22 protein-coding genes are annotated in these 26,083 nt (G+C 39.9%); 12 read left to right on the forward strand and 10 right to left on the reverse strand.

What is annotated here, in order from left to right; translation table 11 throughout:
* Window positions 1–573 precede the first annotated feature (573 nt).
* A complete protein-coding gene (locus ABZD21_RS08915; protein WP_372774509.1) occupies window positions 574–1,065 on the forward strand; it encodes a hypothetical protein in 492 nt (163 codons plus the stop codon).
* Between the two features lie 55 nt (window positions 1,066–1,120).
* Here ABZD21_RS08915 and ABZD21_RS08920 read toward each other — a convergent pair whose 3' ends face one another.
* Complete coding sequence (locus ABZD21_RS08920; protein ID WP_372774511.1) at window positions 1,121–2,527, reverse strand: radical SAM protein; 1,407 nt, start codon at window positions 2,525–2,527, stop codon at window positions 1,121–1,123.
* 283 nt (window positions 2,528–2,810) lie between these two features.
* Here ABZD21_RS08920 and cysS point away from each other — a divergent pair, with 283 nt between their 5' ends.
* From cysS to tdh, 3 genes are all read left to right on the forward strand, one after another.
* Window positions 2,811–4,283 carry a cysteine--tRNA ligase gene (cysS, locus tag ABZD21_RS08925; protein WP_372774513.1) on the forward strand — a complete coding sequence of 491 codons (1,473 nt, stop codon included), beginning with the start codon at window positions 2,811–2,813 and terminating at the stop codon, window positions 4,281–4,283.
* A 109-nt stretch (window positions 4,284–4,392) separates the two neighbouring features.
* A complete protein-coding gene (gene nikR, locus ABZD21_RS08930; protein WP_372774515.1) occupies window positions 4,393–4,794 on the forward strand; it encodes a nickel-responsive transcriptional regulator NikR in 402 nt (133 codons plus the stop codon).
* A gap of 141 nt (window positions 4,795–4,935) precedes the next feature.
* On the forward strand, window positions 4,936–5,964 hold the full coding sequence (gene tdh, locus ABZD21_RS08935) for an L-threonine 3-dehydrogenase (RefSeq protein ID WP_372774517.1): 1,029 nt from the start codon (window positions 4,936–4,938) through the stop codon (window positions 5,962–5,964).
* 43 nt (window positions 5,965–6,007) lie between these two features.
* On the opposite strand, the gene ABZD21_RS08940 is transcribed toward tdh, so the two are convergent.
* Together ABZD21_RS08940 and ABZD21_RS08945 are read right to left on the reverse strand one after the other, a co-directional pair.
* Window positions 6,008–7,015 carry a DUF4421 domain-containing protein gene (locus tag ABZD21_RS08940; protein ID WP_372774519.1) on the reverse strand — a complete coding sequence of 336 codons (1,008 nt, stop codon included), beginning with the start codon at window positions 7,013–7,015 and terminating at the stop codon, window positions 6,008–6,010.
* Between the two features lie 8 nt (window positions 7,016–7,023).
* Entirely contained in the window at window positions 7,024–7,791 is a 768-nt protein-coding gene (locus ABZD21_RS08945; RefSeq protein ID WP_372774521.1) for an exodeoxyribonuclease III, read from the reverse strand.
* Between the two features lie 62 nt (window positions 7,792–7,853).
* Here ABZD21_RS08945 and rsgA point away from each other — a divergent pair, with 62 nt between their 5' ends.
* A complete protein-coding gene (gene rsgA / locus ABZD21_RS08950; protein WP_372774523.1) occupies window positions 7,854–8,609 on the forward strand; it encodes a ribosome small subunit-dependent GTPase A in 756 nt (251 codons plus the stop codon).
* A gap of 253 nt (window positions 8,610–8,862) precedes the next feature.
* Here the strand turns inward: rsgA and uvrC are convergent, their stop codons facing one another.
* The 6 genes from uvrC to ABZD21_RS08980 form a co-directional block, all read right to left on the reverse strand.
* Window positions 8,863–10,683 carry an excinuclease ABC subunit UvrC gene (gene uvrC, locus ABZD21_RS08955; protein WP_372774525.1) on the reverse strand — a complete coding sequence of 607 codons (1,821 nt, stop codon included), beginning with the start codon at window positions 10,681–10,683 and terminating at the stop codon, window positions 8,863–8,865.
* A gap of 87 nt (window positions 10,684–10,770) precedes the next feature.
* A complete protein-coding gene (locus tag ABZD21_RS08960; RefSeq protein WP_372774527.1) occupies window positions 10,771–11,289 on the reverse strand; it encodes an adenine phosphoribosyltransferase in 519 nt (172 codons plus the stop codon).
* Between the two features lie 32 nt (window positions 11,290–11,321).
* Window positions 11,322–13,199 carry a tRNA uridine-5-carboxymethylaminomethyl(34) synthesis enzyme MnmG gene (gene mnmG / locus ABZD21_RS08965; RefSeq protein WP_372774529.1) on the reverse strand — a complete coding sequence of 626 codons (1,878 nt, stop codon included), beginning with the start codon at window positions 13,197–13,199 and terminating at the stop codon, window positions 11,322–11,324.
* A 53-nt stretch (window positions 13,200–13,252) separates the two neighbouring features.
* Entirely contained in the window at window positions 13,253–13,666 is a 414-nt protein-coding gene (gene ybeY, locus ABZD21_RS08970; RefSeq protein ID WP_372774531.1) for an rRNA maturation RNase YbeY, read from the reverse strand.
* On the reverse strand, window positions 13,644–14,063 hold the full coding sequence (locus ABZD21_RS08975; protein WP_372774533.1) for an ATP-binding protein: 420 nt from the start codon (window positions 14,061–14,063) through the stop codon (window positions 13,644–13,646). Before ABZD21_RS08975 ends, ybeY begins: the two co-directional genes overlap by 23 nt.
* A 2-nt stretch (window positions 14,064–14,065) precedes the next feature.
* The gene (locus tag ABZD21_RS08980; protein ID WP_372774535.1) at window positions 14,066–17,329 is read right to left on the reverse strand and encodes a DUF4175 family protein; all 3,264 of its coding nucleotides are present in this window, start codon (window positions 17,327–17,329) and stop codon (window positions 14,066–14,068) included.
* 500 nt (window positions 17,330–17,829) lie between these two features.
* On the opposite strand from ABZD21_RS08980, the gene ABZD21_RS08985 reads away from it, so the two are divergent.
* Together ABZD21_RS08985 and ruvB are read left to right on the forward strand one after the other, a co-directional pair.
* Window positions 17,830–18,222, forward strand: coding sequence for a response regulator (locus ABZD21_RS08985; RefSeq protein ID WP_372774537.1), 393 nt, complete (start codon window positions 17,830–17,832; stop codon window positions 18,220–18,222).
* A gap of 62 nt (window positions 18,223–18,284) precedes the next feature.
* Window positions 18,285–19,307 (forward strand): Holliday junction branch migration DNA helicase RuvB, encoded by a 1,023-nt coding sequence (ruvB, locus tag ABZD21_RS08990; RefSeq protein ID WP_372774539.1) that lies wholly within the window; start codon window positions 18,285–18,287, stop codon window positions 19,305–19,307.
* Here the strand turns inward: ruvB and ABZD21_RS08995 are convergent.
* Entirely contained in the window at window positions 19,294–20,367 is a 1,074-nt protein-coding gene (locus tag ABZD21_RS08995; RefSeq protein ID WP_372774541.1) for a glutaminyl-peptide cyclotransferase, read from the reverse strand. The two genes, ruvB and ABZD21_RS08995, sit on opposite strands and share 14 nt — an antisense overlap.
* A gap of 204 nt (window positions 20,368–20,571) precedes the next feature.
* Between ABZD21_RS08995 and ABZD21_RS09000 the strand changes: the two genes are divergently transcribed.
* The 5 genes from ABZD21_RS09000 (at window position 20,572) to dut (ending at window position 25,995) form a co-directional block, all read left to right on the forward strand.
* Window positions 20,572–22,044: a lipopolysaccharide biosynthesis protein gene (locus tag ABZD21_RS09000; protein WP_372774542.1), complete on the forward strand. Its 1,473-nt coding sequence runs from the start codon at window positions 20,572–20,574 to the stop codon at window positions 22,042–22,044.
* 269 nt (window positions 22,045–22,313) lie between these two features.
* Complete coding sequence (locus ABZD21_RS09005) at window positions 22,314–23,696, forward strand: LutB/LldF family L-lactate oxidation iron-sulfur protein (protein ID WP_372774544.1); 1,383 nt, start codon at window positions 22,314–22,316, stop codon at window positions 23,694–23,696.
* A 45-nt stretch (window positions 23,697–23,741) separates the two neighbouring features.
* Window positions 23,742–24,185 carry an Rrf2 family transcriptional regulator gene (locus ABZD21_RS09010; protein ID WP_372774546.1) on the forward strand — a complete coding sequence of 148 codons (444 nt, stop codon included), beginning with the start codon at window positions 23,742–23,744 and terminating at the stop codon, window positions 24,183–24,185.
* A gap of 138 nt (window positions 24,186–24,323) precedes the next feature.
* Complete coding sequence (gene hemW, locus ABZD21_RS09015) at window positions 24,324–25,460, forward strand: radical SAM family heme chaperone HemW (protein WP_372774548.1); 1,137 nt, start codon at window positions 24,324–24,326, stop codon at window positions 25,458–25,460.
* 100 nt (window positions 25,461–25,560) lie between these two features.
* Window positions 25,561–25,995 carry a dUTP diphosphatase gene (gene dut / locus ABZD21_RS09020; protein WP_372774550.1) on the forward strand — a complete coding sequence of 145 codons (435 nt, stop codon included), beginning with the start codon at window positions 25,561–25,563 and terminating at the stop codon, window positions 25,993–25,995.
* Window positions 25,996–26,083 lie beyond the last annotated feature (88 nt).

Genomic DNA, 26,083 nt, shown 5'->3' on the forward strand with positions numbered 1-26,083 from the left:
AACGTGTATTTAATCATTTAGTTTACGAAGAAAGTCAGAGGCGAAAAAATTCAATTTTAAATGGGTGGGTTTCTCAAACTAATCAGCGCATACAACGATTCGGAAAGTGCACTCGGCTAAAAAGAAAAAACGCTAAAATAGTTGTATTCAGAATATTCATTTTTAATCAATTGTAGTTCGACATGGAAACCCGACCACCAACGGAGACTACCCGGAGGCTCGCAAATGTAGCTGCAAATCACAGAAATAGCAAATACCGAAATTCGATAATCGTTATTTTAATAAGAATATTGATGTTCGCCAGTGCCTGCCCATGCGGGGATGGAATTCATTCAGAATTTTAAAATTCCTTCAGCTGAACCAATGGAATATTTCTTTTGAAAGCTATAATTTCGCCCGTTGATTTGCGTTGAAATGTATGAAAGTGCGACTCGCTAATTCAATCGACTAACAGCAAGAATGTTGAAAATAACTTTCATTCGCATCGAACATTGATACGCTCAATCGGCTTTATATTCATTTTAATTCAGAATAAGTTAGAACACTAGGAAAACAAATTTTTAATCATTGACAATGAAAAGGAAGATTTTAACAATGGCCATGCTATTATTTTCGGGAGTCCTGTTCGCGCAAACCAGCCCTATTAGAGACGGACAACTGCAAATGAATTTTGGGTTCGGAATGTCGAATTACGGATTGCCGATTTACGTTGGATTAGATTACGGAGTTCACCCTGACATCACAGTTGGTGGGGAGCTGTCGTTCTATTCGTTCGACAAGTGGGGATATCACCATGGCGTGACAAACATTTCGGGAAACGCGAACTACCACTTTAACAGCGCGTTGGGTATTCCTTCAAACTGGGACTTTTATGCCGGTTTAAACCTCGGTTTCTCGGCCTGGAATTCGGATGCCGGCTACAACGGTTCTCACGACTCAGGCTTGAGATTAGGTGCTCAGGTTGGCGCTCGCTACTATTGGGATCGTAAATGGGGTATTAATCTCGAATTTGGAGGTGGAAACGAGTTTAGTGGCGGAAAAGTCGGCGTGTCCGTCAAATTTTAACAGCAAGAAAACAAAAAAGAATGCCCGGAACAAGTTGTTCCGGGCATTCTTTTTATTAAAAATAGTCACCCAAACCGTTGGGAATAAACTCGTGTGTTAAAATCTGTTGAAGGTTGCCATTGCATACTTCGGCGTACGAAGCTTTACCGGCAATAATAGCCTCCATTTCCGATATCATCTCCGGCTCCAGTACAATAGGCAAGGTTGTTGCCTGCCGTTCAACCACCACATCGCGTTCCTCGTTTAGTGCGATGGTTTGAAAATCATTCAGCCCTGTGGCTTCCGGAAAAATTGCGCTTACGTGATATTCAACATTCATTGCGAAACCTAGCGCTTTTACCCTGCCGAAAAGTTCAGGGCTAAAATCCAATCGTCCGTTTCGGGGATTAAACTGCGCTTTGCCAGTCGCTAATTCGTTCTTAAAAGCTTCTGTAATCATCTCTTTTTGATCGGAACTGACCTTTGCAAAAAAGCTACGCATGAACCCGTTTTCAGTCACGCTTTCCCATGGATACACCACAAGAGGAGCATGTTTCATTCGGTTAGCCGATTTTTGATGTCGGTTTTTGTAGACAAACGAACAGTAATTGATCGGCAAATTAATGCCTTCGTCCAAGGTAAACTGAATAAGGCGAAGTGCTGTCAACTCGGACTCGATAACGGTTACTTTTTCGCCATGAGTGTACGTATAATCCTGCTCTACCAAATGATTGAAATTATACGGAGTGAGCCGCATTTGGTGAAAATTAAGGTGACTCGCACCCAAACCACTCAATTCGCGAATTTTTTCCTTTAGCACTTCTTCTTCCTGAGGCACAGCCGGAATTTCGACTGTCACAACCGGTATTTTCCCGAGGGCCAGCTTCAATTGGTCGGTCTTGTAGTCGGTTGCACCAATATCGAACCGCATTTCATTCAACCCGGCTTGTTGAAAAGCGTCCGCTTTTTCGGCCGTCAGCAGCATACCGTTGGTATAGAGCCAAACATACACCTCGTCGCCAAATTCCTGCTTCACAGCTTTTACAAAAGCCAAACTTTTCTCATAGCTAATCAACGGCTCGCCACCGGAAATGCTAACGCCTTTGAACCCAAACGTACGGATATAGTCGACATAGCTCTCCGGATCGTCGAATATAAGCGTATTCGTCTCCGGCCGAGCCAGATCGGTTTGCTGTGTTGGGCAGTAAAAGCACTTTCCGTTACACAGGTTGTTGATGAACAAGCACGACCACTGACCTTCGCCACATAACTGGCAGCCTCGTGATAACCGACTCACATCTACTTTGGATTGATGAAATCCCCATTTCACACGATCGCCAATAGCATCCAAAATGGTTGCTCGTTCTTGCATCATGCGTGCAGCTTCTTCAGGCGATGGGAAATTCAAATAGTTGTATTTCACCTGATATTCTTCCTGATTCCTCAGCAAGTGCCGCTGTTTTAAAGGCGTTAAGCTCTTCATTCAATTTTTCAAATAACTGGCCGCAAATATACATTCATTTTGGAATGATAAAATTTTCGTAAACTAAATATTCGTCTAATTCCAACTAACTCATATACAGTCTACTACACCCTTCCAATTTATAAAAGCGTTCTATTGAACCGATTCAATTCCGCCCTATTTGACAAATGTATCCTACTAAATGAACCGGAACGGTTGAACGGAATGCCAAAAACCTTTGGAAAGGCACAGAACCGGAATAGTTTTAGAGAAATTTCTACCTTTGCACAAATTTCTCAATCCGATGGAAAATCAACTACAGATTTACAATACTTTAACCCGCAAAAAAGAAGTTTTTGTGCCTCTTCACCCAGGCAAAGTTGGGTTGTATGTATGCGGCCCTACTGTTTACGGAAAAGCGCATCTAGGACATGCCCGCCCGGCTGTGACCTACGACCTATTGTTTCGCTTTTTGAAACAAATTGGGTACAAAGTTCGCTATGTGCGCAACATTACCGATGTTGGCCATTTGGCCAATGATGCCGATCAGGGTGAAGATAAGATTGCCAAAAAAGCGCGTTTGGACGAGCTGGAGCCCATGGAAGTGGTACAAATCTACACCAACGATTACCACAAAAATATGGAGAAGCTAAATGTGCTTCCTCCAAGCATTGAACCACGTGCAACCGGCCACATTATTGAACAAATTGAGGTAATTGAGAAAATACTGGCGGCAGGCTATGCCTACGAGAGTCATGGTTCGGTTTACTTCGATGTAGAAAAATACGCGAAAGACTACCCTTATGGCGAACTTTCAGGTCGTAAAATTGAAGATTTGCAAAGCGCTACCCGCGAACTGGACGGACAGGATGAAAAACATTCATCGCTCGATTTTGCTATATGGAAAAAAGCTTCTCCGGAACACATCATGCGCTGGCCATCGAAATGGAGCGACGGATTTCCGGGCTGGCATCTGGAATGTACGGCTATGAGTTGCAAATATCTGGGCGAAACATTCGATATTCATGGTGGTGGAATGGATTTAACTTTTCCGCACCACGAAGCTGAAATTGCTCAGGCGAAAGCAGCCAACGGCCATGATGCTGTTCGCTACTGGATGCACAATAACATGATTACGCTGAATGGGCAAAAAATGGGCAAATCGTTGGGAAATGCGATTTCGCTCGACGAGTTTTTCAGCGGCGATCATCCACTCCTGGAACGGGCTTACGACCCAATGACCATACGGTTTTTCATGCTCACGGCGCATTACCGCAGCACACTTGATTTCTCGAACGAGGCGCTTCAAGCAGCTGAAAAAGGCATGCAACGCCTGCTGAAAGCTACCGAAACCATTGAAACACTTAGAGCTGGTGATACTTCAACGTTGAATGTCGCAGAGTTGAAAGAGAAGTGCTACGCGGCCATGAACGATGATATGAATAGCCCGATTGCAATCGCTCATCTCTTTGACGGGGTGAAAATGATTAATTCAATTGCTGACGGCAAAGCCACGATTTCAGCTTCGGATTTGGAAGCTTTGAAAGCTCTTTACTCAACTTTTGTATTCGACCTTTTCGGGCTTAACAAACCGGAGCAAACAGGCAATGGAAACCTACAGGCGTTTGATTCAGCTATCGATTTGTTGCTACAATTGCGGCAGGAAGCCAAAGCTAACAAAGACTGGGCAACGGCCGATAAAATCCGTAACGAACTAACTAATTTCGGCTTTGTAATTAAAGACACCAAGGATGGTTTTAGTTGGGAATTGAAGTAGCCCGATCAATAATAAAGTGCAACTCTCTCGGTTTAACGGGAGAGTTTTTTTATGCCTTTTCTGTAACAAAAAGCCTATTTTTAACCAATTAATCGTAAAAACACAGCCCATGCCTGTATCCCGATTTGGCGTTTCATTGGAAGAAGATTTACTGAAAGCTCTGGACGAATATGTGAAAGAAAACAACTTTGCGAATCGATCACAGGCGATCCGTTTTTTGGTAGAAAAGAATCTGGTTGAAAAAAAATGGAAATGTGACAACCTGGTAGCCGGTGCTGTTACCTTGGTCTATAACGCGAAGAAGAGAGAAATTCGCTCGAAATTGCAGGATATAGAGGCCGAAAATACTGAAATCATCCTGTCTTCCCAGATTTTCCATTTAACCCCTGAAAACTGCCTTGAAATAGTCGCTGTGCAAGGACCGTCTTTCCGACTCACCGAACTGGCTGACCAACTGATTGCCGTAAAAGGAATTCAACATGGAAAACTGAATATGAGCAAAGTTGAATAATCCACAAATAGCGTATCGATCGTTATAAGCAGCCATCACCGCCCCGAAAACCGCCAAAAAGTAGTATTCGAAACATGATATTCATTCTGTATTTTCCCTTGAAATTGCCCTAACTTGTGGCTAAACTTCAAGGGATTTTTTATGAAAGCAATTGTCAAAACCAAAGCTGAACGCGGGCTTTGGATGGAAAACGTTCCGATGCCTTTTGTTGGCCCGAACGATGTGCTGATTAAAGTAAAAAAAGCTGCTATTTGCGGCACCGACCTTCACATTTACAAATGGGACGAATGGGCGCAAAATACCATTAAACCCCCGGTTACAATTGGCCATGAATACATGGGCGAAGTGGTTGAAACCGGATCGGAAGTGGACCGTGTTCATGTGGGCGAACGAGTCACTGTTGAAGGGCACATTGCCTGCGGATTTTGCCGAAATTGTCGCCGTGGCCGTCAGCACATTTGCGACCACACGCTGGGAATTGGCGTTCAACGCGATGGTGGATTTGCCGAATACATTTCAGTTCCGGCCAAGAACGTATTGAAAATCGACAGCCGAATTCCCGATGAAATCCTTTCGATTATGGATCCGTTTGGCAATGCAACGCACACAGCCCTCTCCTTTCCGCTTCTGGGCGAGGATGTGCTGATTACCGGAATTGGTGGCCCGATTGGATCGATGGCTGCAGCTGTTTGCAAGTTTGCAGGCGCTCGCAACATCGTCGGTACGGATCTGTCGCCCTATAGAAGGGAACTGGCACGAAAAATGGGCGCTACATTGGTTATTGACCCAATGAAAGAAAATGTTCGCGAAGCCATGGGTACACTTGGAATGGTTGCCGGATTCGATATTGGACTGGAATGCAGTGGGTCGCCCGTTGCGTTCAACGATATGGTTGAAAACATGTACAACGGCGGCAAAATTTCGTTGCTCGGGTTGCTTCCCAAAAACACACAAATAAACTGGAGCAAGCTTATTTTTAAGGGACTAACTATGAAAGGCATCTACGGTCGTGAGATGTACGAAACCTGGTACCACATGGAAATGATGCTGACAACCGGATTGGACATTTCTCCGGTGATCACCCATCGCATGAAAGCCGATGATTTCCAGAAAGCATTTGATATTATGGAAGAAGGAAACTGCGGAAAAATTATTCTGGACTGGGAATAAAAATCAGACCGTTTTAAAAGGCTTTTTTAAAAGGATCAGACCGTTAAAGTTTGATCCTTTTACTTACCGTAAACTCCAGAAAACTGGTTCCATTAGCAATTTGCAGGGAGCTGAAACGGACGTCGGAGTTAAAATGACTTTGCACAAAGGACCCACCGAGATAGAATCCGGGGAAATGGTATCCACCGGCAATCCGGATTTCACCACCAAAACCCAGCTTTGTTTGATAATTATGCCGCTGCCTTTCAAAATGTAACTGATTCAATCTAATGCCCATTTGAGTTGCCAGTGAAGCCGTAATGATTGCATTCGAAAAAGGTACCAACGAGTACGCATAGCCAAGGCTACCATATCCGGAGTAAGAACGAAATTTATCAAGCCCCTGCCACTCTTCATAAGCTTCAGAAAGTAGCTCATCCGGGATCAATGTTTCATCACCATCAACATCAGAAGAAGCCAATCCCCCACCCCAAATTAATGACCCGGCACTCCTGAGTTGCAAATCTGTTTGGTTGAAAGCTGCTTTGTACGAAAAGCGTTCAGAATTTAATACATAGATAAAGTTGACTCCAAAATTGGTGATTTTAATATCGCTTCGAACCTGATAAACCTCTTCATCGGAGATATCTTCAGCCGCTTTACCATGAAGAGACAGGTAATATCCGTTTGTTTTTCGCGCTACGATATCAACCACAAAACGACGGGCAACCAAATAACTCTGCAAGCCAAAACTGGAAGAACTACCGTACTTCTCCACATTCGAATTTGCGAACGGAAGCTCAAACCCGATCTTCAACCCAAACCATTTATAGTTAACACCGACACCAAGCTTAAAAAGATCATTTGAGCGATATTTTATATTCAAATCATTCCCATTGTCGCCAATCAAAAAATGATTGCCCTTATCGGCTGTATACACCCGAACAATCAAATCGGTGTGATAAGAATGCACATAATTGGTGTCAATTTTCTTTTTTAACTTTTCGGATAAGGGCTGTGCACCAATAGTTCCAAAAGCAAAAAGAAACACCATTAAAAGTCCCTTTTTCATTTGTAAGATTATAAATCTAAATCAACCCATACCGGGCAATGATCTGAATGAACGGCCTCGGGTAAAATACCGGCAGCGGAAATTTTTGCTTTAATTGGCTCTGTCACCATGTTATAGTCGATACGCCAGCCTTTATTTTTACCTCTGGAACCCGCCCGGTAACTCCACCACGAATAGTGATCCGGTTCGGATACAAGTTCGCGAAAGCTATCTACATATCCCATTTCAACAAAGGATTGAAACCAATCGCGCTCTTCGGGAAGGAAGCCAGATGTATTCTGTTGTTTTTCCGGATTATGGATATCAATCCATAAACGGCAAATGTTATAGTCGCCTGAAATGACCAAATTAGGAATGGTTTCACGAAGCTCGTTCAAATAAACTGTAAAATCGGCCAGAAAATCCATTTTAAAGGCCTGTCTTGGCCCTCCGGTGGTTCCGGAAGGGAAATATGCACTTATTACCGAAAAATCGCTAAAATCAACTCTAATGACTCTTCCTTCACGGTCGTACTTCTCGTTCCCCATCCCCATTTCAATATGAGCGGGTTTCTCCTTTGTCAAGATAGCTACACCGCTGTATCCGGGCTTTACAGCAGAAAAAGCATAAAAGTGATATCCCAACTCGTTAAATTCTTCCTCGCTCATTTGTCCCGGTTGCGCTTTGGTCTCCTGCAGACACACAATATCGGGATTTTCCATGGTCAACCAGCTCAAAAAATCCTTCTTTAGGGCCGCACGGATGCCATTAACATTATAAGATAAAATACGTTTCACAATTTTTCGTAATTTTGATTTTTATTTTAAATACAACAGAAACAACTAATACTGAAAATCCATTGAATAAAGGTCTCGTCATAAAATCAACCGGAAGCTGGTACACCGTAAAATCGGAAACCGGCCAGATGATTGACTGCAAAATAAAAGGAAATTTTCGGATCAAAGATATCAAAAGTACAAACCCCATAACAGTGGGCGACCATGTTGTGTTCAGGCTTGACGAACAGGAGGAGGAAAACGCCACCAAACCTGTTGGATTAATCACCGAGATAGCCGAACGCAAAAACTATATCATCCGGAAGGCATCGAACCTGTCAAAACAATCGCACATTATTGCAGCCAATATCGACCAAGCGTTTTTAGTTGTTACAATCAACTATCCCGTCACGACAACTACGTTTATCGATCGCTTTCTAGCTTCAGCCGAAGCCTACAGAATACCGTGCACGCTAATATTTAACAAAGTCGACCGCTTCAACAAAGAACAAACCAAACAACTCGATGATTTGATTGAAATTTACAGCTCCATCGGTTATCGTTGTCTGAAGACTTCGACTAAAAAAGATATTGGGTTGGATACGTTAAAAAAATGGATGACTGGAAAGATCAATGTTTTTTCGGGACACTCCGGCGTGGGAAAATCATCGCTAATTAATAAGATCGAATCGAGACTTAATTTGAAAACCAAAGAAATTTCGGAATACCATCTATCCGGAATGCACACCACTACATTTTCAGAAATGTTCGAATTAAGTTTCGGCGGATACATAATTGACACTCCAGGCATAAAAGGCTTTGGGATGCTCGATATGTAAAAAGAATAAATTGGCCACTATTTTCCCGAAATTTTTAAACGACTGGAAAAATGCCAGTACTATAATTGCACTCATACACACGAACCCGGTTGTGAAGTTAAAAAAGCGGTTCTCGAAAATGAAATTTCAGAAAGCCGCTACTATTCGTACCTCGGTTTGTTGCAATCTGACGAAAAGTACCGAAATTAAGCTAGATTGATTGTATAATGAAGCCCGTTTTTACGGGCTTTTTTTACCTCCTAAAGTCTGCCTATCAGTTCTTTATATTGAGATGATTAAAAATTTTAGTGGCACGAGAATCGCCTATTTCTGCCGACACTGTATCATAGGTCTGTTTTTTTAAATTCTCAAGGCTCTTAAATTTACGCAAAAGGTGCTGCACTGTCTTCTCTCCTATTCCGGGTATATTATCCAACTCCGACTGAATAAAATTTTTAGAACGCTTTTGCCGATGGAATGTAATTCCAAATCGGTGCGCTTCGTCGCGTGCTTGCTGAATTATTTTTAGAGTCTCCGAATTCTTATCCAGATACAAAGGAACCGAGTCGCCGGGAAAGAAAATTTCTTCCAGCTTCTTGGCGATCCCTATAATTGGTATCTTCCCCCGCAGACTCAATTTTTCCAACGCATTCAGCGCTGCACCCAACTGCCCCTTACCCCCATCGATAATAATTAGCTGTGGTAATTGCTTCTCTTCTTCAACCTGCCGCTTATAACGCCGATAGATTATCTCTTCCATCGATGCAAAATCATTTGGGCCGTCAACCGTTTTAATATTAAAATGCCGATACTCCTTTTTTGCCGGTTTGCCATTTTTAAAAACTACACATGCAGCAACCGGATTCGTTCCTTGTAAGTTCGAGTTGTCGAAACACTCAATCTGAACCGGCAATTCTTTCAATTGAAGATCCTTCTTCATGGTCTCCAAAATTCGGTTCGTACTTTGCGCAGGCTTCGACAATGCAAATTGCTTCTCTTTTTCCAAACGAAAATACTTGGCATTCCGAATCGATAAATCCATTAATTTTTTCTTATCGCCAATCATCGGAACTTTAAATGTGACCCCATCCAGAGAAATGTCGGTTTTGAATGGCACAAGCAATTCCTTTGCATTGCTAAATATTTTCTGTCGGATATCAACGATTGCATACTCCAATAGTTCTTCCGGAGATTCATCCAACGCCTTTTTAATTTCGGTTGTATAGGTTTGTACAATTGCTCCGTTTATCACTTTTAAGTAATTCACAAAAGCTGATTTCTCGACCACATCAATTCCATAAACATCAACATCAGTAATTGTTGCGCTAACAACGGTTGACCGGTTTTGGAATTTCTCTAAAACATCCAGTTTTTCTTTCACCTGATTAGCTTCCTCAAATTGATAATTATTGGAATAGCCGATCATTATTTCACGAAGATATTTGATAACAGCCGAGATATTACCTTTCAGGATATCTTTAATTTCATCGATGTATTTATAGTAATCCCGCTCCTCTTGATGCCCTTCACAAGGCCCCAAACAATTTCCAATATGATACTCCAGGCATACTTTATATTTTCCTGCCTTAACATTTTCCGACTGTAGATTCAGATTACAATTCCGCAGTTTATAAATTCGCCGGAAAAGATCGAGCAAAGTACGGACAGCAAAAACAGAAGTGTACGGACCAAAATAAGCGGAGCCATCCCGTACCACATTTCGAGTTTGAAACACCCTCGGAAAAGCTTCGTTTTTAACGACGATCCACGGATACGTTTTATCGTCTTTTAGTCGAATATTATACCGGGGCTGGTATTTTTTGATCAGGTTGTTCTCCAACAAAAGCGCATCTTGCTCGGTCTCCACAACCATATGTTTTATGTCGTGAATATTGCGAACCAACAGTGCCGTTTTTCGATTATCGTGATTTTTTGAAAAGTAGGAAGAAACTCTTTTTTTTAAATCTTTAGCCTTCCCCACATAGATAATCTTTCCTGTATTATCAAAATACTGGTAAATCCCCGGCTGATTCGGCAATACTGAAACCAACGACTTCAAGTGATCTATCCGACTGTTTACGCTTGAATATTTCATTAAAACCAATTCTTCTAAATTAAAAAACAGCTCTCCCAAAATAAGGAAAGCTGTTCTATATTTTTAGCTCAAAACACTTTTTTTTCACTAATACTCCACCAAACTATGAGTTTCGTAGGCTGAAAGAATCTCTTTATTCCCATTTTCGATAAACTTCAAATCACAAATAAATGAGAAAAAAACCTGTTTCACATTCATTTGCTGAACCAATTTTAGAGCTGCCATAGCTGTTCCTCCTGTTGCCAATAAATCGTCATGAATCAACACAACATCATCCTCTGTCAGGGCATCCAAATGCATCTCAATAACATCAGTTCCATACTCCAATTCGTACGACTCGTGAATTGTCTCAGCTGGCAATTTTCCCTTTTTACGCGCTGGTACGAAGCCTGCATTTAAACAATACGCCACTGCTCCTCCCACAATAAAACCACGCGACTCCAGGGACACAATCTTAGTAATACCTTTATCTTTAAAATAAGAACTCACCTGATCTACAACCTCACGGAAAGCTGTTTCATCTTTCAATAATGTTGTAATATCTTTAAAACTAATTCCCTTAGAAGGATAATCCGGAACCTCGCGGATGTATGTTTTTAAATCCATTTGTTTTATATTTTTTCGTTCCACGTGGAACATTAACGTCCGAGCATAATTAGAAGCACATTAATATCCGCCGGACTAACACCTGAAATCCGACTTGCCTGACCAATAGTTTGAGGCTTAATTTTACTTAGCTTCTGACGAGCTTCTGTTGAAATTGTATGAATACTTTCGTAGTCAAATTTGTCTTCAATATTGATATTTTCGAGCCGCTTAAACTTGTCAGCCATTTGCTTTTCACGCTCTATATATCCTGAGTATTTTATTAAAATTTCAGCCGATTCAAGTATCTCCTCCCGACGATCAGAGGGTAATTTTTTTAGAAAATTCTTAAACGGAGTAACTGGCTCAATGACGTCGAATATTGAAATCTGAGGGCGCGAAATCACATCCTTTAATTTAACTCCCTGCTTTAAGGGTGACGTATTCTTTGCCGCTAAAAGGTCATTAATGTAGTTCGGTTTTATCGAAAAGTTTGAAACAAACTCAACAACTTCATCCCTTAATTTTGTTTTTTCCTCCAACAAATCCATCCGTTCTTTCTTGGCTAATCCAAGTTTAAAACCCTTCGGAGTTAATCTGGAGTCAGCATCATCCTGCCGTAAAAGTATGCGATACTCGGCCCGAGATGTAAACATACGGTAGGGCTCATCTACCCCTTTTGTGACCAAATCATCGATTAAAACACCAATGTATGCTTCATCCCGATTCAGAACAAAAGCGTCTTTCCCCTGAGCTTTTTGGTGGGCATTTATTCCGGCCATCAACCCTTGTGCGGCTGCTTCCTCGTAACCGGTTGTCCCGTTTATTTGTCCGGCAAAAAACAGATTTGAAATAAGTTTTGTTTCAAGAGTGTGATACAGCTGAGTTGGATCAAAATAATCGTACTCAATAGCATACCCCGGACGAAAAATCCTAGCGTTTTCCAAACCTGAAATTAATTGCAAAGCCTTGTATTGAACATCCCACGGAAGCGAAGACGAAAACCCATTCAAATAGTATTCAATTGTTGATTGCCCCTCAGGTTCTAAAAACAGCTGATGCTGTAATTTCTCAGCAAACGTAACTATTTTAGACTCTATACTTGGACAATACCTCGGACCTGCTCCTTTTATAGTACCGTTGTACATTGGTGAATCGTCAAACCCCACTTCCAGCGCTTTGTGTACCTCTTCATTGGTATACGTAATCCAGCAACTGCGTTGCTTCATACTTGTTTTTTCGTGTGGCAAATACGAAAATTTGTAGTATCCTTCGTCACCTTTTTGTTCGGTCAGCTTCGAAAAATCGATCGTACGACCATCGATCCGAACCGGAGTACCGGTCTTTAACCGACCTGTTTCAAAACCCACTTCTGCTAGCTGATCGCTTATGAAATACGACGCTGACTCTCCTATCCGACCACCTTCCATTTGCGCGCGGCCGATATGCATTAAACCGTTTAAAAAGGTTCCATTCGTTAAAACAACCGTCTTTGCCCGAAACTCTACTCCTATTTTTGTGCGAACTCCGTTTACTTTTCCATCTTCAAGCAGAAGATGTATAACGGCATCCTGCCACAAATCAAGGTTGTCGATCAACTCAAGCTCATTTCGCCACTCTTCTGAAAAACGCATCCGATCACTTTGCGAGCGAGGACTCCACATTGCAGGTCCTTTAGAAAGATTAAGCATCCGAAATTGAATTGATGTTCGGTCGGTAATTACTCCTGTATAACCCCCTAAAGCATCAATTTCGCGAACAATCTGACCCTTGGCGATTCCGCCGATAGCCGGATTACACGACATTTGGGCATACTTACCCATATCCATTGTAATCAACAATGTTTTAGAACCCAAATTGGCAGCTGCCGCAGCAGCTTCACAACCAGCATGACCTCCTCCAACTACTATAACATCATAAAATGGTAGCATCTGATCTAAATTTAGAATCACAAAATTAACAGAAAAGCTTTAAAAAGAAAGTGTTAGAAAATAGCGAGATACTGATCTTCTTTTTGAGTCATAATTACCTTCTGTTCCGGTTGTTTATCCGGATAGCCTAACAAATGAAGCACTCCGTGAACCAAGATTCGTCGTAATTCTTCATCGAAGCTAACGCCGTATTGTCTGGCATTGTCGGAAACCCGTTCAACGCTTATAAACAAATCACCGGATATCAGATCACCTTCAACATAATCAAATGTGATTATATCGGTAAAATAATCATGATCCAAATATTCCTTATTTACCTGAAGTAAATAATCATCACTACAAAAAATGTAATTAATAGAACCAGTTTTCTTTTGTTCGGAAGTAATAACTGAAGAGATCCAACTTTTTAACTTTCTTCTCTCCAACTTAAGAGGCTTCACATCCTCATGATAAAACAGAATGGGCACGATCGATATTGAATTTTAATTGTATTGTAGAACCGTTGTTTTTGAAGTTAACCTCGTCAACCAGATTTCGAATAAGAAAAAGCCCTCTCCCACCCTCATTCTTCAAATTTTCTTTTTTTGTTGGGTCGGGTACATTATTATAGTCGAAACCTTCTCCTTCATCCTGAACTTCGAACAACACAGATTTCTTTTTAACTTCAGCAAAAAGTGTGACGAATTTATTCTCATCTAACTTGTTTCCGTGACCAATAGCATTATTCACCGATTCGCAAACACCGAGAGTAATGTATGCAACTCTTTTTTGATCAACTTGGCAATCGTCAAGAACTTTCTCAATAAAATTCTCAACTTCCTTCAAATAAATAAAGCTCGATCGTATACGAAGTGTCTTTTTCAAGTCTACCTATTTACCAGATTCAAATAATCGCGAAACTTCTTATCGTAAAAATTATGTAGTCGATAATTATTGTATCGGATTTCTTCCTCTTTATTTTTCTCTACATCCTTATACTGAAAAAATAATTCTGGGTTACTATAAAAAACTTGCTCGGCAGTTTTAGACTCACGCTTGTCATCAACATCGCGCTCCATTTCCGATTTCTCTGCCTTTAATAAGCGTTCTAGAATTAAATTTTGCCGACTGATGAGTTGGTTGCCCAGTTTTTTTTGAATTAAATCGACTCTATTTTGTTCAATAAGCTGATCAACTCCCCTAAGTTGCTCTTTAGCAGAGCTTCCAACACCTTCATCCAAAAGCATCTCTCCAATCATCTGTTTCAACATTTCTTGTTGAATTAGCGATTTTCCAATTTGCTCACTCAATTTTCCTGAACTACCGTTTTTCAACCCTTCAATCATTCTTTGCAATTGATCTTTCAACGACTGTTGCCCTTCCTTCAATTTTTGCATCGAAGTTTTACCTCCCTGTCCTGGCTTATCACACTGTTGATCGCCTGGCATGGAATTAGCCATAGCCTTCTCCAAATTTTCAAGTGCTTCATTCAGCAATAACGCCAATTCATTAAAAGCGGTCATCGTCCCTTGTTGAAACTTTGCAACACCTCCGATTAAACCGTTTCTTAACCCTTCAATTGACTGACGAATTGAGAAATCAATTTTAGAGAGCTCGCTGCCAATTTTCGAACTAACAGCTGGGGTTCTCATCGATAATGCATACAACGAATCTGCCACTTGCTTTGACTGAACCAGTATAAGATCTTGCTTTTCCTGGACAGAATTCAACAGCGGATCGTTAATATCGATTTCAGTCGTCAAATTTAAGATTTCTTCTTGACCTAAGGACAAATAAATCAAATTCTTAAGAATTTGTTTTAGATTGTCGATGTTCTCCCCAATCTGATTTGACTCGTTCGCATTCAACATTTGTTGCAAACTAAAAGCCAAATCCTCTAACATTTGTTTATTCTCTCCAATTTGGTCTTTTAATTTATTTCTTCGCTTTCCTTGAATACTTTCGCTAATTTCATTGAACTTATTATTAATGTTTTCTATTTCATTATCCAACGGGAATAACTTCATTTCCTTTTGTAACTCCTTGTTAAATTCCAGAATTTCCTTAAAATCCTGATCAAATTTTTCAATCGCTTCCTGATTCAACTGTTCATTTTCTGCCAATTTTTCCAATTCGTTACTTTCAACATATTTTAAATTATTATTTTCTGATTTAGCTGTCTCATCAACAATTGAAAGTAACTCATCCAACTTTTGCTCAATTTTCATCCGCTTTAACATTTCAAGACTACGGTCGAGTTGCTTAGTTAAATCGTCCATCGGAAAAGACATTTTATCCAACAACTCATTCATACGCAGCGGATCGAATTGGTTTGCCAACTTATTAAACTCATCCAGTAGTTCTTTAAGCTCATCAGACATCACTTCGTTCAACAAATCGTTTATTTGTTGTTGCTTTTCTAATAAATCATTCGTCTGCTCACCAAATGAATTTTTAACACTATTCATCTGGGTGTTTTTATTACTTATTTGTTCAATCACACTTTGAAGCTGTTCCTTCTTCTTCAAAACGTTATTAAGCAACTGCTTACGGTCCCAATCGTTCAGTTTCTCTGAAATATCCCGATACTTATAGTCCTCAATTTCTCGCTTAATATCGTCTGTAATCCTCTTGCTTTCGGCTACCAGACTTTCGATTTCGTCAAATAATTGATTGTTTATCGTATCTACTTCATTTCCATCTAAAAATTTAAAATTAAAAACCTCTGATGTTGACTCTTTAAATTGGTGGAATGGATCGTTATCCCGAACAGAAAAATAAAAACTGAACGACTCACCGAATGACCTGTAATCCTTCAAATCGACAAAATAATAAAACTCCTGAACCTTTAAGCCCGGAAGTATATTCAGCTGAAAGGTGCTATCTCGCTCCGCACTTTTTAATTTGAAAACCAAATCCTTAAAACCATAATCATCCCCAATTTCTCCCTTAAAATAAAACCTGCTTAATACAACAGAATCCTGATATTGCCCAACTGCTATCTCAGGGAAAAAATCAGGAATAACACCAATTGTATATTGGACTAATTCTTTAGTTGGAACGAAATCATTTTTGACTACTATCTTATAATTTGATTCGCTAAACGCTTGATAATCTACACTAAACTGATCACCGTTTTTGGCAGCTGCAATCCTTTCAGCTCCAGTTTGCAGAAATAAACTATCGGTATCAGCGCAATTAAATTTCCAAACTAATTTGCTCCCATAGGGTACTTCTACATTTCCTACATTGTTTAAAACGTAATTATTGGTCCCAGTGTACTCAGGTACTTTAACTTCCAACGAAAAATTTAAAACGATGGGATCTGGTACTACAAAAACTGTATACTTTTCAGAAACATATTCATTATCAGTAAAATAAATTGAAAATGAATTCTGAATATGCTCCAATTTGTAGGTAAAAAACTGTTCTCCCTGTTCCATTATAAAATTAGTGCCACCAATGTTGATATAGAGATACTCCGGTAGATTTTTACCTTCACATAAAACCTGAAGTTCGAGCGAGCTTCCTTTTCGAACAGCCGTATCCTCGTTTACCAACACGAAACGAAAGGGAGCCGGTTTCACAAATGCCTGATTAAAATGGAGTACCCGATACCCACCTTCTGCTAAAAAACCTGGGAATGCGAATGAGGCTCCAGCTGTTACTGCCAAGGCCAAAACGAACACAAACAAATTATTTTTGATTAATCGAAAACTAAAATAACTACTGAAACTAAAAGGAGAAAGCTTACCTATTTTCTGATTTATACTTGAAAACACCAACTCTCCTTGCTCGTTCATAGAACCCAACTCAACAATATTAATTAACTGATCTTTTAGCTCAGGAAAATGTTGAGAAACCAGCTTAGCCTTCTGTAATAAACTGTATTTTCGAATTCCTGTGAAATACAAAACCGACTGAACGACATAAACAACAGTAATATAAAGCCCCAACAACAGACAGCTTACCAGAAACACTAGCCGAATAGACGTAGAAGTGTAGAAATTGTACTCAATGAGCAAAACAACTGATATACAGATCGTTAATATAGATATTAACAATAAAACCCCTTTAAACAGCAGAAATGAAAAATACTTTCGACTGTAAAAATTTAACTTTTCAACAAGCAAGCCGTAATTGTTAGTCATAATTCGCAAAATACTTATTCACAGAGCAAAAATACATTGAATAATTGTTAATTTCTTAGATATAAATGTTGAAACAAAATCTGAATATTGTTACCTAAATATTTCCTTATCCCTAATTTAATTTTATCAGGAAAGTAAATGTGAAACTACAAAATCAAATTTCAATCTAAATTTCAAACCAAAACCAACAGCTATGAATGGTTTGAAACACCTTTAAACATGAAGAAAACAGACAATCAACAATTGTTAATTGCTCAGTAAAAAACACTGATAATCAGAAAACAGGATTGTTAATTACTCGTTAACAAAACAAGAAAAATACTAACTATTGTTATTTGCAAGAATTTTATTGAATATTTATCCAGACTATCAACAGCCTATTATCATTATCATTTTTCTTTCTATTTAAAAAGAGAATAATAATATAAATAGTCTTGATGATGGGGTTTCCTTTTGACGAAAAAAAGGATTAATTTTGAAACGGTTTAATTTGTACGTGAATGAATGAGAAACTTTCCATATTATTGGTAGAGGATAACGTGTTGAATCAGAGGATTGTGACTTTCAGCTTAAAGAAATATAACCACAACGTACAGATCGCTAATAATGGACTAGAGGCGTTGGAGTTCTTTAAGAAAAGCAAGTTTGATGTTATCCTGATGGATATCATGATGCCTGTGATGGATGGCTTGGAAGCTACTATGAAGATTCGTGAATTTGAATCGCATAACGAAATTAGCGATAGAACTCCCATTATTGCAATTACTGCAAATACAATGGATAACGATCGTGAAAAGTGTTTGTCATATGGAATGAATGAGTTTATGACCAAACCTTTTGATGTAGAGAAACTTGCGTTGATTTTTACCGATCTTAGAATCAATGCGTTGTAAAATAGCTTTAATGCAGACCGAAATAAAATTATCTTTGATCTTTCAAGTGATAGAATAGTTTTATGTCGGAACCAATTGATTTACACAACCAATCTTCTTTTGAACGGGACAACGAATTAGATAAGCGTTTGCGTCCGTTGTCTTTTTACGATTTTAAAGGACAGGAGCAAGTTGTTGAAAATCTTAAAGTCTTTGTGCAAGCAGCCAAAATGCGCGATGAAGCATTGGATCACGTGTTGCTGTTCGGGCCTCCCGGACTAGGAAAAACTACCCTTTCAAATATTATTGCCAATGAACTGGGAGTTGGTTTGAAGCTTACTTCCGGTCCGGTGTTGGACAAACCCGGAGATTTAGCAGGCCTTTTGACTAACCTGGAAGACCGAGACGTTCTATTCATCGACGAGATACACCGTTTAAGCCCCATCGTTGAAGAATATCTGTATTCGGCAATGGAGGACTACCGAATCGATATCATGATCGATAAAGGGCCCTCAGCGCGTTCAATTCAACTCGAATTAAATCCGTTTACACTTATCGGTGCGACTACCCGTTCCGGATTGCTGACTAGCCCTCTTCGCGCCAGGTTCGGAATTAAAGCTCATTTCGAATACTACGATTTGAAAATTCTGACGGGAATTGTAAAACGATCCGCTTCTATTTTAAATATTGAAATTGATGAACGTGCAGCCATTGAAATAGCTTCCCGAAGCCGTGGAACTCCTCGTATTGTAAATGCATTGCTGCGCCGTGTACGCGATTTTGCGCAGGTAAAAGGCAATGGCAAAATTGATATGGAGATAACAACGTTTTCGCTTGAAGCGCTGAATATTGACACACATGGTCTTGATGAGATGGATAATAAGATCCTTCGCACAATCATTGATAAGTTTAAAGGCGGACCGGTCGGAATCAGTACTATCGCAACAGCCGTAGGAGAAGATAGCGGTACGATTGAAGAAGTCTACGAACCTTTTCTTATTAAAGAAGGTTTTATTAAACGAACCCCACGAGGTCGTGAGGTTACAGATTTGGCTTACAAACACTTAGGTGTGTTTAGAACAAATGGCGATCCTAGTCTTTTTTAGTCAGTTTTACCTCGAACAAGTTCGGCCAAAGCTTTCCGGTTACGTACATTTTTCCATTGGTTTTATTGAACGCGATTCCGTTTAGCACATCAATTGGTTTAGACGGGTTGTACATTACTGACATCAAACCTGAAAAGTCGATCTTTGCGGCAATTTGGCCAGTTTTTGGATCTATTTTGACAGCAAAGTTGGTTTGCCAGATATTGGCGTAAACATATCCTTCGTAATACTCTAGTTCATTCAAATTTGTCACGGGTCCTTTGTCATCGTATACCGGAATACGCTTGACCACCTGAAACGTTTCAGGATTAACAAAATCGAGGAACTCCGAACCATCAGTTTTAATCAGGTATTCTCCGTCGTGAGTTAAACCCCAGCCTTCGGCCGTATTGTAACTGAAACTATCGATGCGGGCAAAACTGTTTAGATCGTACACAAAACATTTTTGTGCTTTGTAGGTTAGTTGGAATATTTTATTGTTAACAATTGTAATCCCTTCGCCGAAATATTGTTTGTCGAGCGGAACCTCTTGCAGAACTTTTCCACTCTGTAAATCGAAACGATAGATACTCGACTCTCCATTCTGTCCGGTACTTTCGTAGAATTGGTTTTCATGCACTTCCAAACCTTGTGTGAAATGATTGGTATCGTGGGGATAAGTGTTTACAATTTCGTAACTGTAAAGCTCCGGTTCCTGATTCGACAACACTTCAAAGGTTTGAAAGCTTACTCCCTCTTCACCATCCTGTTTGGTCGAAACAACTTTGATCTGGTGCTTCCCCAGGGCGTTTAATTTTGAAATTGTAAAATTAAAAATCTCCTCTTCGCTGGTTTTTAGCAATTGGTTATCGTAAAAAAGTTCAGCTTTATCCAATTCTCCATCTTTCACTTTCACAGTCACTTCAATACGAACGGAATCTCCTAAAGCCAGTTTTTTCTTTTTAGGTTGCAGGGTGATTTGCGCAACCGGTTTGCGCGATTTTTTTGGTGTGTTGCTGCACGAAATACCTGTTAGCAAAAACAGACCAATAACAACAAGGGCGATAACTTTAAATCTCATTTTAAATCAATTATTTTACAAGCACGGTCAAAAATAAACAATCCTGATTAAACTGCTGGAATTAGCAGATAAATGTTCAAGTTGAATTCATTTTGATCCTGGTTTTCCGATTTCTATTTCAGTTAGAAAGTGCAATGAATAAATAAACCCACGACTCTGCGCTGTTTAGTGCGAATAGCTATCTTTGGCAAAAAATTTTGCCTTTTGAACTCGTTTAAAAAATTAGTTAGTGACACGGCTATTTACGGTGTAAGCAGCATTGTAGGTCGTTTTTTGAATTGGTGGCTTGTACCCTACTATTCGCACTTGTTTTTGCCCCAAGAGTACGGCATAGTTGCCAACTTATACTCGTATATGGCATTTTTACTTGTGCTGCTAACTTTCGGAATGGAAACCGGCTACTTTCGATACGCCAGCTCGCACAAAGATAAGGAGTTGGTCTACTCGAGTTCATTGATCACCTTATTCCTTACGTCGCTAAGTTTTTTATTCGTTGTCTACACTTTTTCTGATGGAATTGCCCGTTGGATGGAATATGAAAGCCACCCGGAATACATTCAATGGATCGCTTTAATCATGGCTTTTGATGCGTTTACAGCCATCCCTTTCGCCAAATTACGCATCGAATCGCGACCAATAAAGTTTGCCGTTATCAAGCTAGTCAATATTTTTTGCAACATCTTTTTCAATATTTTCTTCCTTAGTATCTGTCCTGCCCTTCTAAAATCGAACCCAAACAGTATTGTCGGGCTTATTTACGATGCCAATATGGGCGTGGGGTATGTGTTTATTTCAAATTTAATCGCATCGGGAATTACGTTACTGATGCTGCTGCCCGAACTTCGGATAAAACTACGGTTTAGCAGGCTGTTATTGAAGGAAATAGTTTGGTATTCATTCCCGATTCTTATCGTTGGAATTGCCGGAATGGTGAACCAGAATATTGATAAAATATTGATTCCAAAATTGATACCTGACGATCAGGGACCAATGGAGCAATTGGGGATTTATGGCGCTAACTATAAGCTGGCCGTGCTCATGAATATGTTTATTCAGGCCTTTCGATACGCGTTCGAACCTTTTTTCTTTTCGCAGGCGAAGTCGGAGAATAACAAAAAAGGATACGCTCTCATTTTGAAATATTTCGTCATTTTCGGGCTGATTATTTTCCTGGGGATTAGTTTATTTTTAGACCTTTTCCGTGTACTGAATATTATCGATCCCAGTTACTATTCGGGGTTGAAAATTGTTCCGATCATTTTAATGGCTAACCTATTTTTAGGAATCTATTACACCCTTTCGCTATGGTATAAACTCACCGATAAAACTCGCTATGGCGCTTATTTGGCGTTGATAGGCGCAGCTATAAGTTTGATAGTCAATATATTATTTATTCCAATGTACGGATACATGGCTTCTGCCTATGCCGTTCTAATCTGTTTTGTTGTCATGTCAGTTTTATCCTATTTAATGGGACAAAAGCATTTTCCGGTCGATTACCCGATCAAACGGATCGGACTTTATTTTGCACTATCATTGGTCATTTATGTACTTTCGGTCATTATAGATCTGCCGACAGGTGTTCTTACTTATTTGTACAACTTTGTTTTGTTCAGTATTTTCATCAGCGTTGTTTATCTTCTGGAAAATAAGGAATTCAGAAAGTTTCTTCGTTAAAAAAAACAAAATAAATACTTTTAAGTATTATTTTTGTTTCCAGATTTACTTTTGAAACACAGCATCTTTTAACGCGTAGCATCGTTGATCATTCAAATCGAACGTTGTTCGACAGGATAAAATGAGTGCAGATAGAAGAATTTTTCAAAATGAAATCGTAAGAATTTAAGGATGGAGTTGAACGGAATAGCTTTTCTTTCAAAGTATATTTCGCGACGAATCCTTACCGGAATTGAAAACCAAAATAATTCATCCGTAAATAGAGAGCTATGTCTGAGGTTAAAAAGAAATTCCTTCACGATGCCGATAATATTGCGTTTAATAAAAAGCACCGAGCGACCATTAAATTCAATATTTCTCGCTACGACCAGGCGGTTGAGCGGGGAAGAAAGCGCTATTCTAATCTTGAATTGGCCAAAGAGAGGGGTTCTTATATCAAGCAAAAAACAGTTGATAATTTAGATCTGTTCCTCGTTCAGTTTGAGCAGAATATTACCAGTAACGGAGCTGAAGTAATTTGGGCTGAAGATAGTGGTGAAGCGATTCAAGAGATTTTGAAAATATTGAAGCAGAACGGCGCGAAATTGTTGGTTAAAAGTAAATCGATGACCACTGAGGAAGTTGATTTTAACGAGCATGTTGAAGAAGCGGGTGTACATTCGTTGGAAACCGACCTTGGCGAGTATATCGTGCAATTGGCGGGTGAAAAGCCTTACCATATTGTCACACCGTGTATGCATAAATCGAAGGAAGATATTGCCGATTTATTTCACGAAAAGTTTAACACGCCCGAAAAAAGTACGCCCGAATATTTAACCGAGTATGTGCGGAAGTTGCTAAGAGATAGCTTTACAAAAGCGGATGTTGGCGTAACAGGTGCCAATTTTTTAATTGCCGACACCGGTGCAATTGCTCTCACCGAAAACGAAGGCAATGCCATGATGACTTTTTCATTTCCGAAGGTTCATATTGTAATTGCCGGAATTGAAAAACTCGTTCCCAGTATGAAAGATCTGGGTTTGATGTGGCCACTTTTGGCAGCGCACGGAACCGGTCAGCAGATAACGGTTTACAATTCAATTGTTTCGGGTCCAAAGCAGAGTAATGAAGTCGATGGACCTGAAAAAATGTATGTTATTTTGCTGGACAACAAACGGAGTGAGTTGTACCAAAAAGACGACCAATACCTGTCGTTAAAATGTATTCGGTGTGGTGCCTGTTTGAACGCTTGTCCGATTTATAAAAATATTGGTGGTTATACCTATGCGGCTACTTACAGCGGCCCGATTGGTTCAGTAATCACCCCCTTCTACAACGGGTTTGCCGACTACAATCACTTAAGTTCTGCTTGTTCGGTTTGTGGAAAATGTACTGAAGTTTGTCCGGTGAAGATTCCGTTGCATAACCTGTTGTTATACAATCGTCGGGATGCAGTCGAACAAGGCAATGGATCGTTTGTTTGGAACCAGGGAATGAAAGGATTTGAATTCGCTTTTTCAAAAAGAAGTCGGTTGGACATGGTTGGTGGAAAAATGAAAAATCGTCTTGCAGCATTTGGTAAAAATGCATTGGGAGATCAAAAGCAGGTTCCGAAGTTTGCTGATCAGTCTTTTAGTCAGCAGTGGAAATCAAAACATAAAAACAACGATTAGAAAATAGTTATAAGAACTGGTCGCCGACCATTAAATGTCGATAATATGCTTTCAAATACGTGTAAATACGCCGTTCGGGCTCTGATTTATTTGGGTAAATTCAGCGAAGACGGAGAAAAAATTGGAATTAAGAAGATTGCCGGTGATTTGGAGATCCCTACCCCATTTTTAGGAAAAATACTTCAAAATCTGGTTAAACAGAAAATTCTTTCTTCAACAAAAGGTCCTAATGGCGGTTTTGGTTTGGGTAAACCTGCGGATGAAATCACGCTTTATGATATTGTGAAAACAATCGATGGTGAAGATTTCTTTCACAATTGTCTCATCAGCCTTGAGCCTTGTTCAACTCATCATGAAAGTGGAAAACCTTGTGCCGTTCACGGTCGCTTCAGCGAAGTACGGACAGAACTAATGGAATTCTACTCGCAAACCAGCATTGCTAAAATTATCGCGGATATGAAAGGCCATGAAGATTTGATTAAGTTGTAAATCGTTGCGCTGTTGAATTTAACTGATTATTTCTGCCATTGCCGGCTAAAAACTGGACAGAAAAAGCGAAACTCAGCCTATTTTCTGCCAACAAACAGGTCCGGAAACCGGTAAACCAATTAATATTGAATAGAAAACATGGCAGGAATTTATATTCATATTCCGTTTTGTAAAACAAAATGTCACTACTGCGATTTTTATAAGTCGACAGATTTTGCCTCGCGCCCCGATTTTTTAACTGCTCTCCATTTGGAGATCGCTTCAAGAAAGAATGAAATATTGGGCGAAGAAATTGAAAGCATCTACTTTGGCGGAGGGACACCTTCCGTGCTTAAAGTCGCGGAAATTAGTGGGATAGTTGAAAGAATAGCTTCTGTTTATTCGGTATCACCTCAGGCTGAAATTACCATGGAGTGCAACCCCGATGATTTAACCGCAGACTATCTAGGCGAGTTGAAAGCCAGTCCGGTGAACCGATTAAGCATCGGGACCCAATCGTTCAACGATCGTGATCTGAAAAGTATGAATCGTCGACACAACGGCAAACAGGCGGTAAATGCGGTTAGTGAGGCCCAAAAGGCCGGATTTTCAAACATAAGTATCGACTTAATTTACGGTTTGCCGCAACAAACACTCGAAGCTTGGATTGACAATGTTGAACAGGCAATTGCTCTGAATGTGCAGCATATTTCGGCTTACCACCTCACCTACCACGAAGGAACAGTTTTTTATGATTACCTGAAAAACGGTAAAATCAAAGAGTTGCCCGATGAGTTGAGTTTCGATCAGTTTAAATGGCTCAAATCGGCATTGGAAAAAGCCGGTTTCGAACATTACGAGATTTCAAATTTTGCCTGTAATGGTCTGTATTCGAAGCATAACAAAGCTTATTGGGAGCGAAAGGCGTACCTCGGATTTGGACCTTCTGCACATTCCTTCGACCTTAAAACCCGGCGCTGGAATGTTTCTTCACTTCGCAATTATTTGGAGGCTTTTGAGCAGCGAAAACCAAATTGGGAGACCGAAGTGTTAAGCCAGCAGGATCAATACAACGACTATGTGATTACATCATTGCGAACGCAATGGGGAATATCGGACCACTATCTGCTAACGAACTTTGAGCCTCGATTTGAGAAGCATTTTAAAGCTGAAGCCCAACAATTTATAACCAGCAATCATTTGGTCGTCGAAGAAGGGACTTACAAATTAACCACCGAAGGACTGTTTATTTCAGACCGAATTATGGAACAATTACTCTTTATTGAAGAGTCCTAATTTGTGTTAATTGATTGAAACAAAGACATCAGCTCCCGGATATTTGCCTATATTTGAAAGTTCTGTGAAATACAGGTAAATGACGCAAAAAAACATACGTATGCAAATTAAAATCATCAATAGATCGGGTAACCCGCTTCCTCACTATAGCACCTCGTTGTCGGCCGGCATGGATTTGCGGGCGAATCTTTCTGATTCGGTCGTTTTAAAACCTTTACAAAGAGCGCTAATCCCAACCGGACTTTTTATTGAATTGCCCGAAGGTTTCGAAGCTCAGGTACGTCCGCGTAGCGGATTGGCTTTGAAAAAGGGAATTACCGTACTGAATTCACCAGGTACGATTGATGCTGATTATCGCGGGGAAATTGGTGTGATTCTGATTAATTTGTCGCAGGAAGATTTTACCATTGAACATGGTGAGCGAATTTGCCAAATGGTTATCGCCCGACATGAAACCATTAGTTGGAATGAAGTTGAACTATTGGAAGAGACAGAACGCGGAGCCGGCGGATTTGGACATACCGGTAAAAATTAGCCTTTGTCTTCTTACAAGTCGTTCTGCCAGTCACAAATGGGTCAAAATATGAATCGATTGATAGAAGTCGTTTTATGACCTAAAACGA

Source organism: Mangrovibacterium sp. (genome assembly GCF_041596335.1).
GTDB lineage: Bacteria > Bacteroidota > Bacteroidia > Bacteroidales > Prolixibacteraceae > Mangrovibacterium.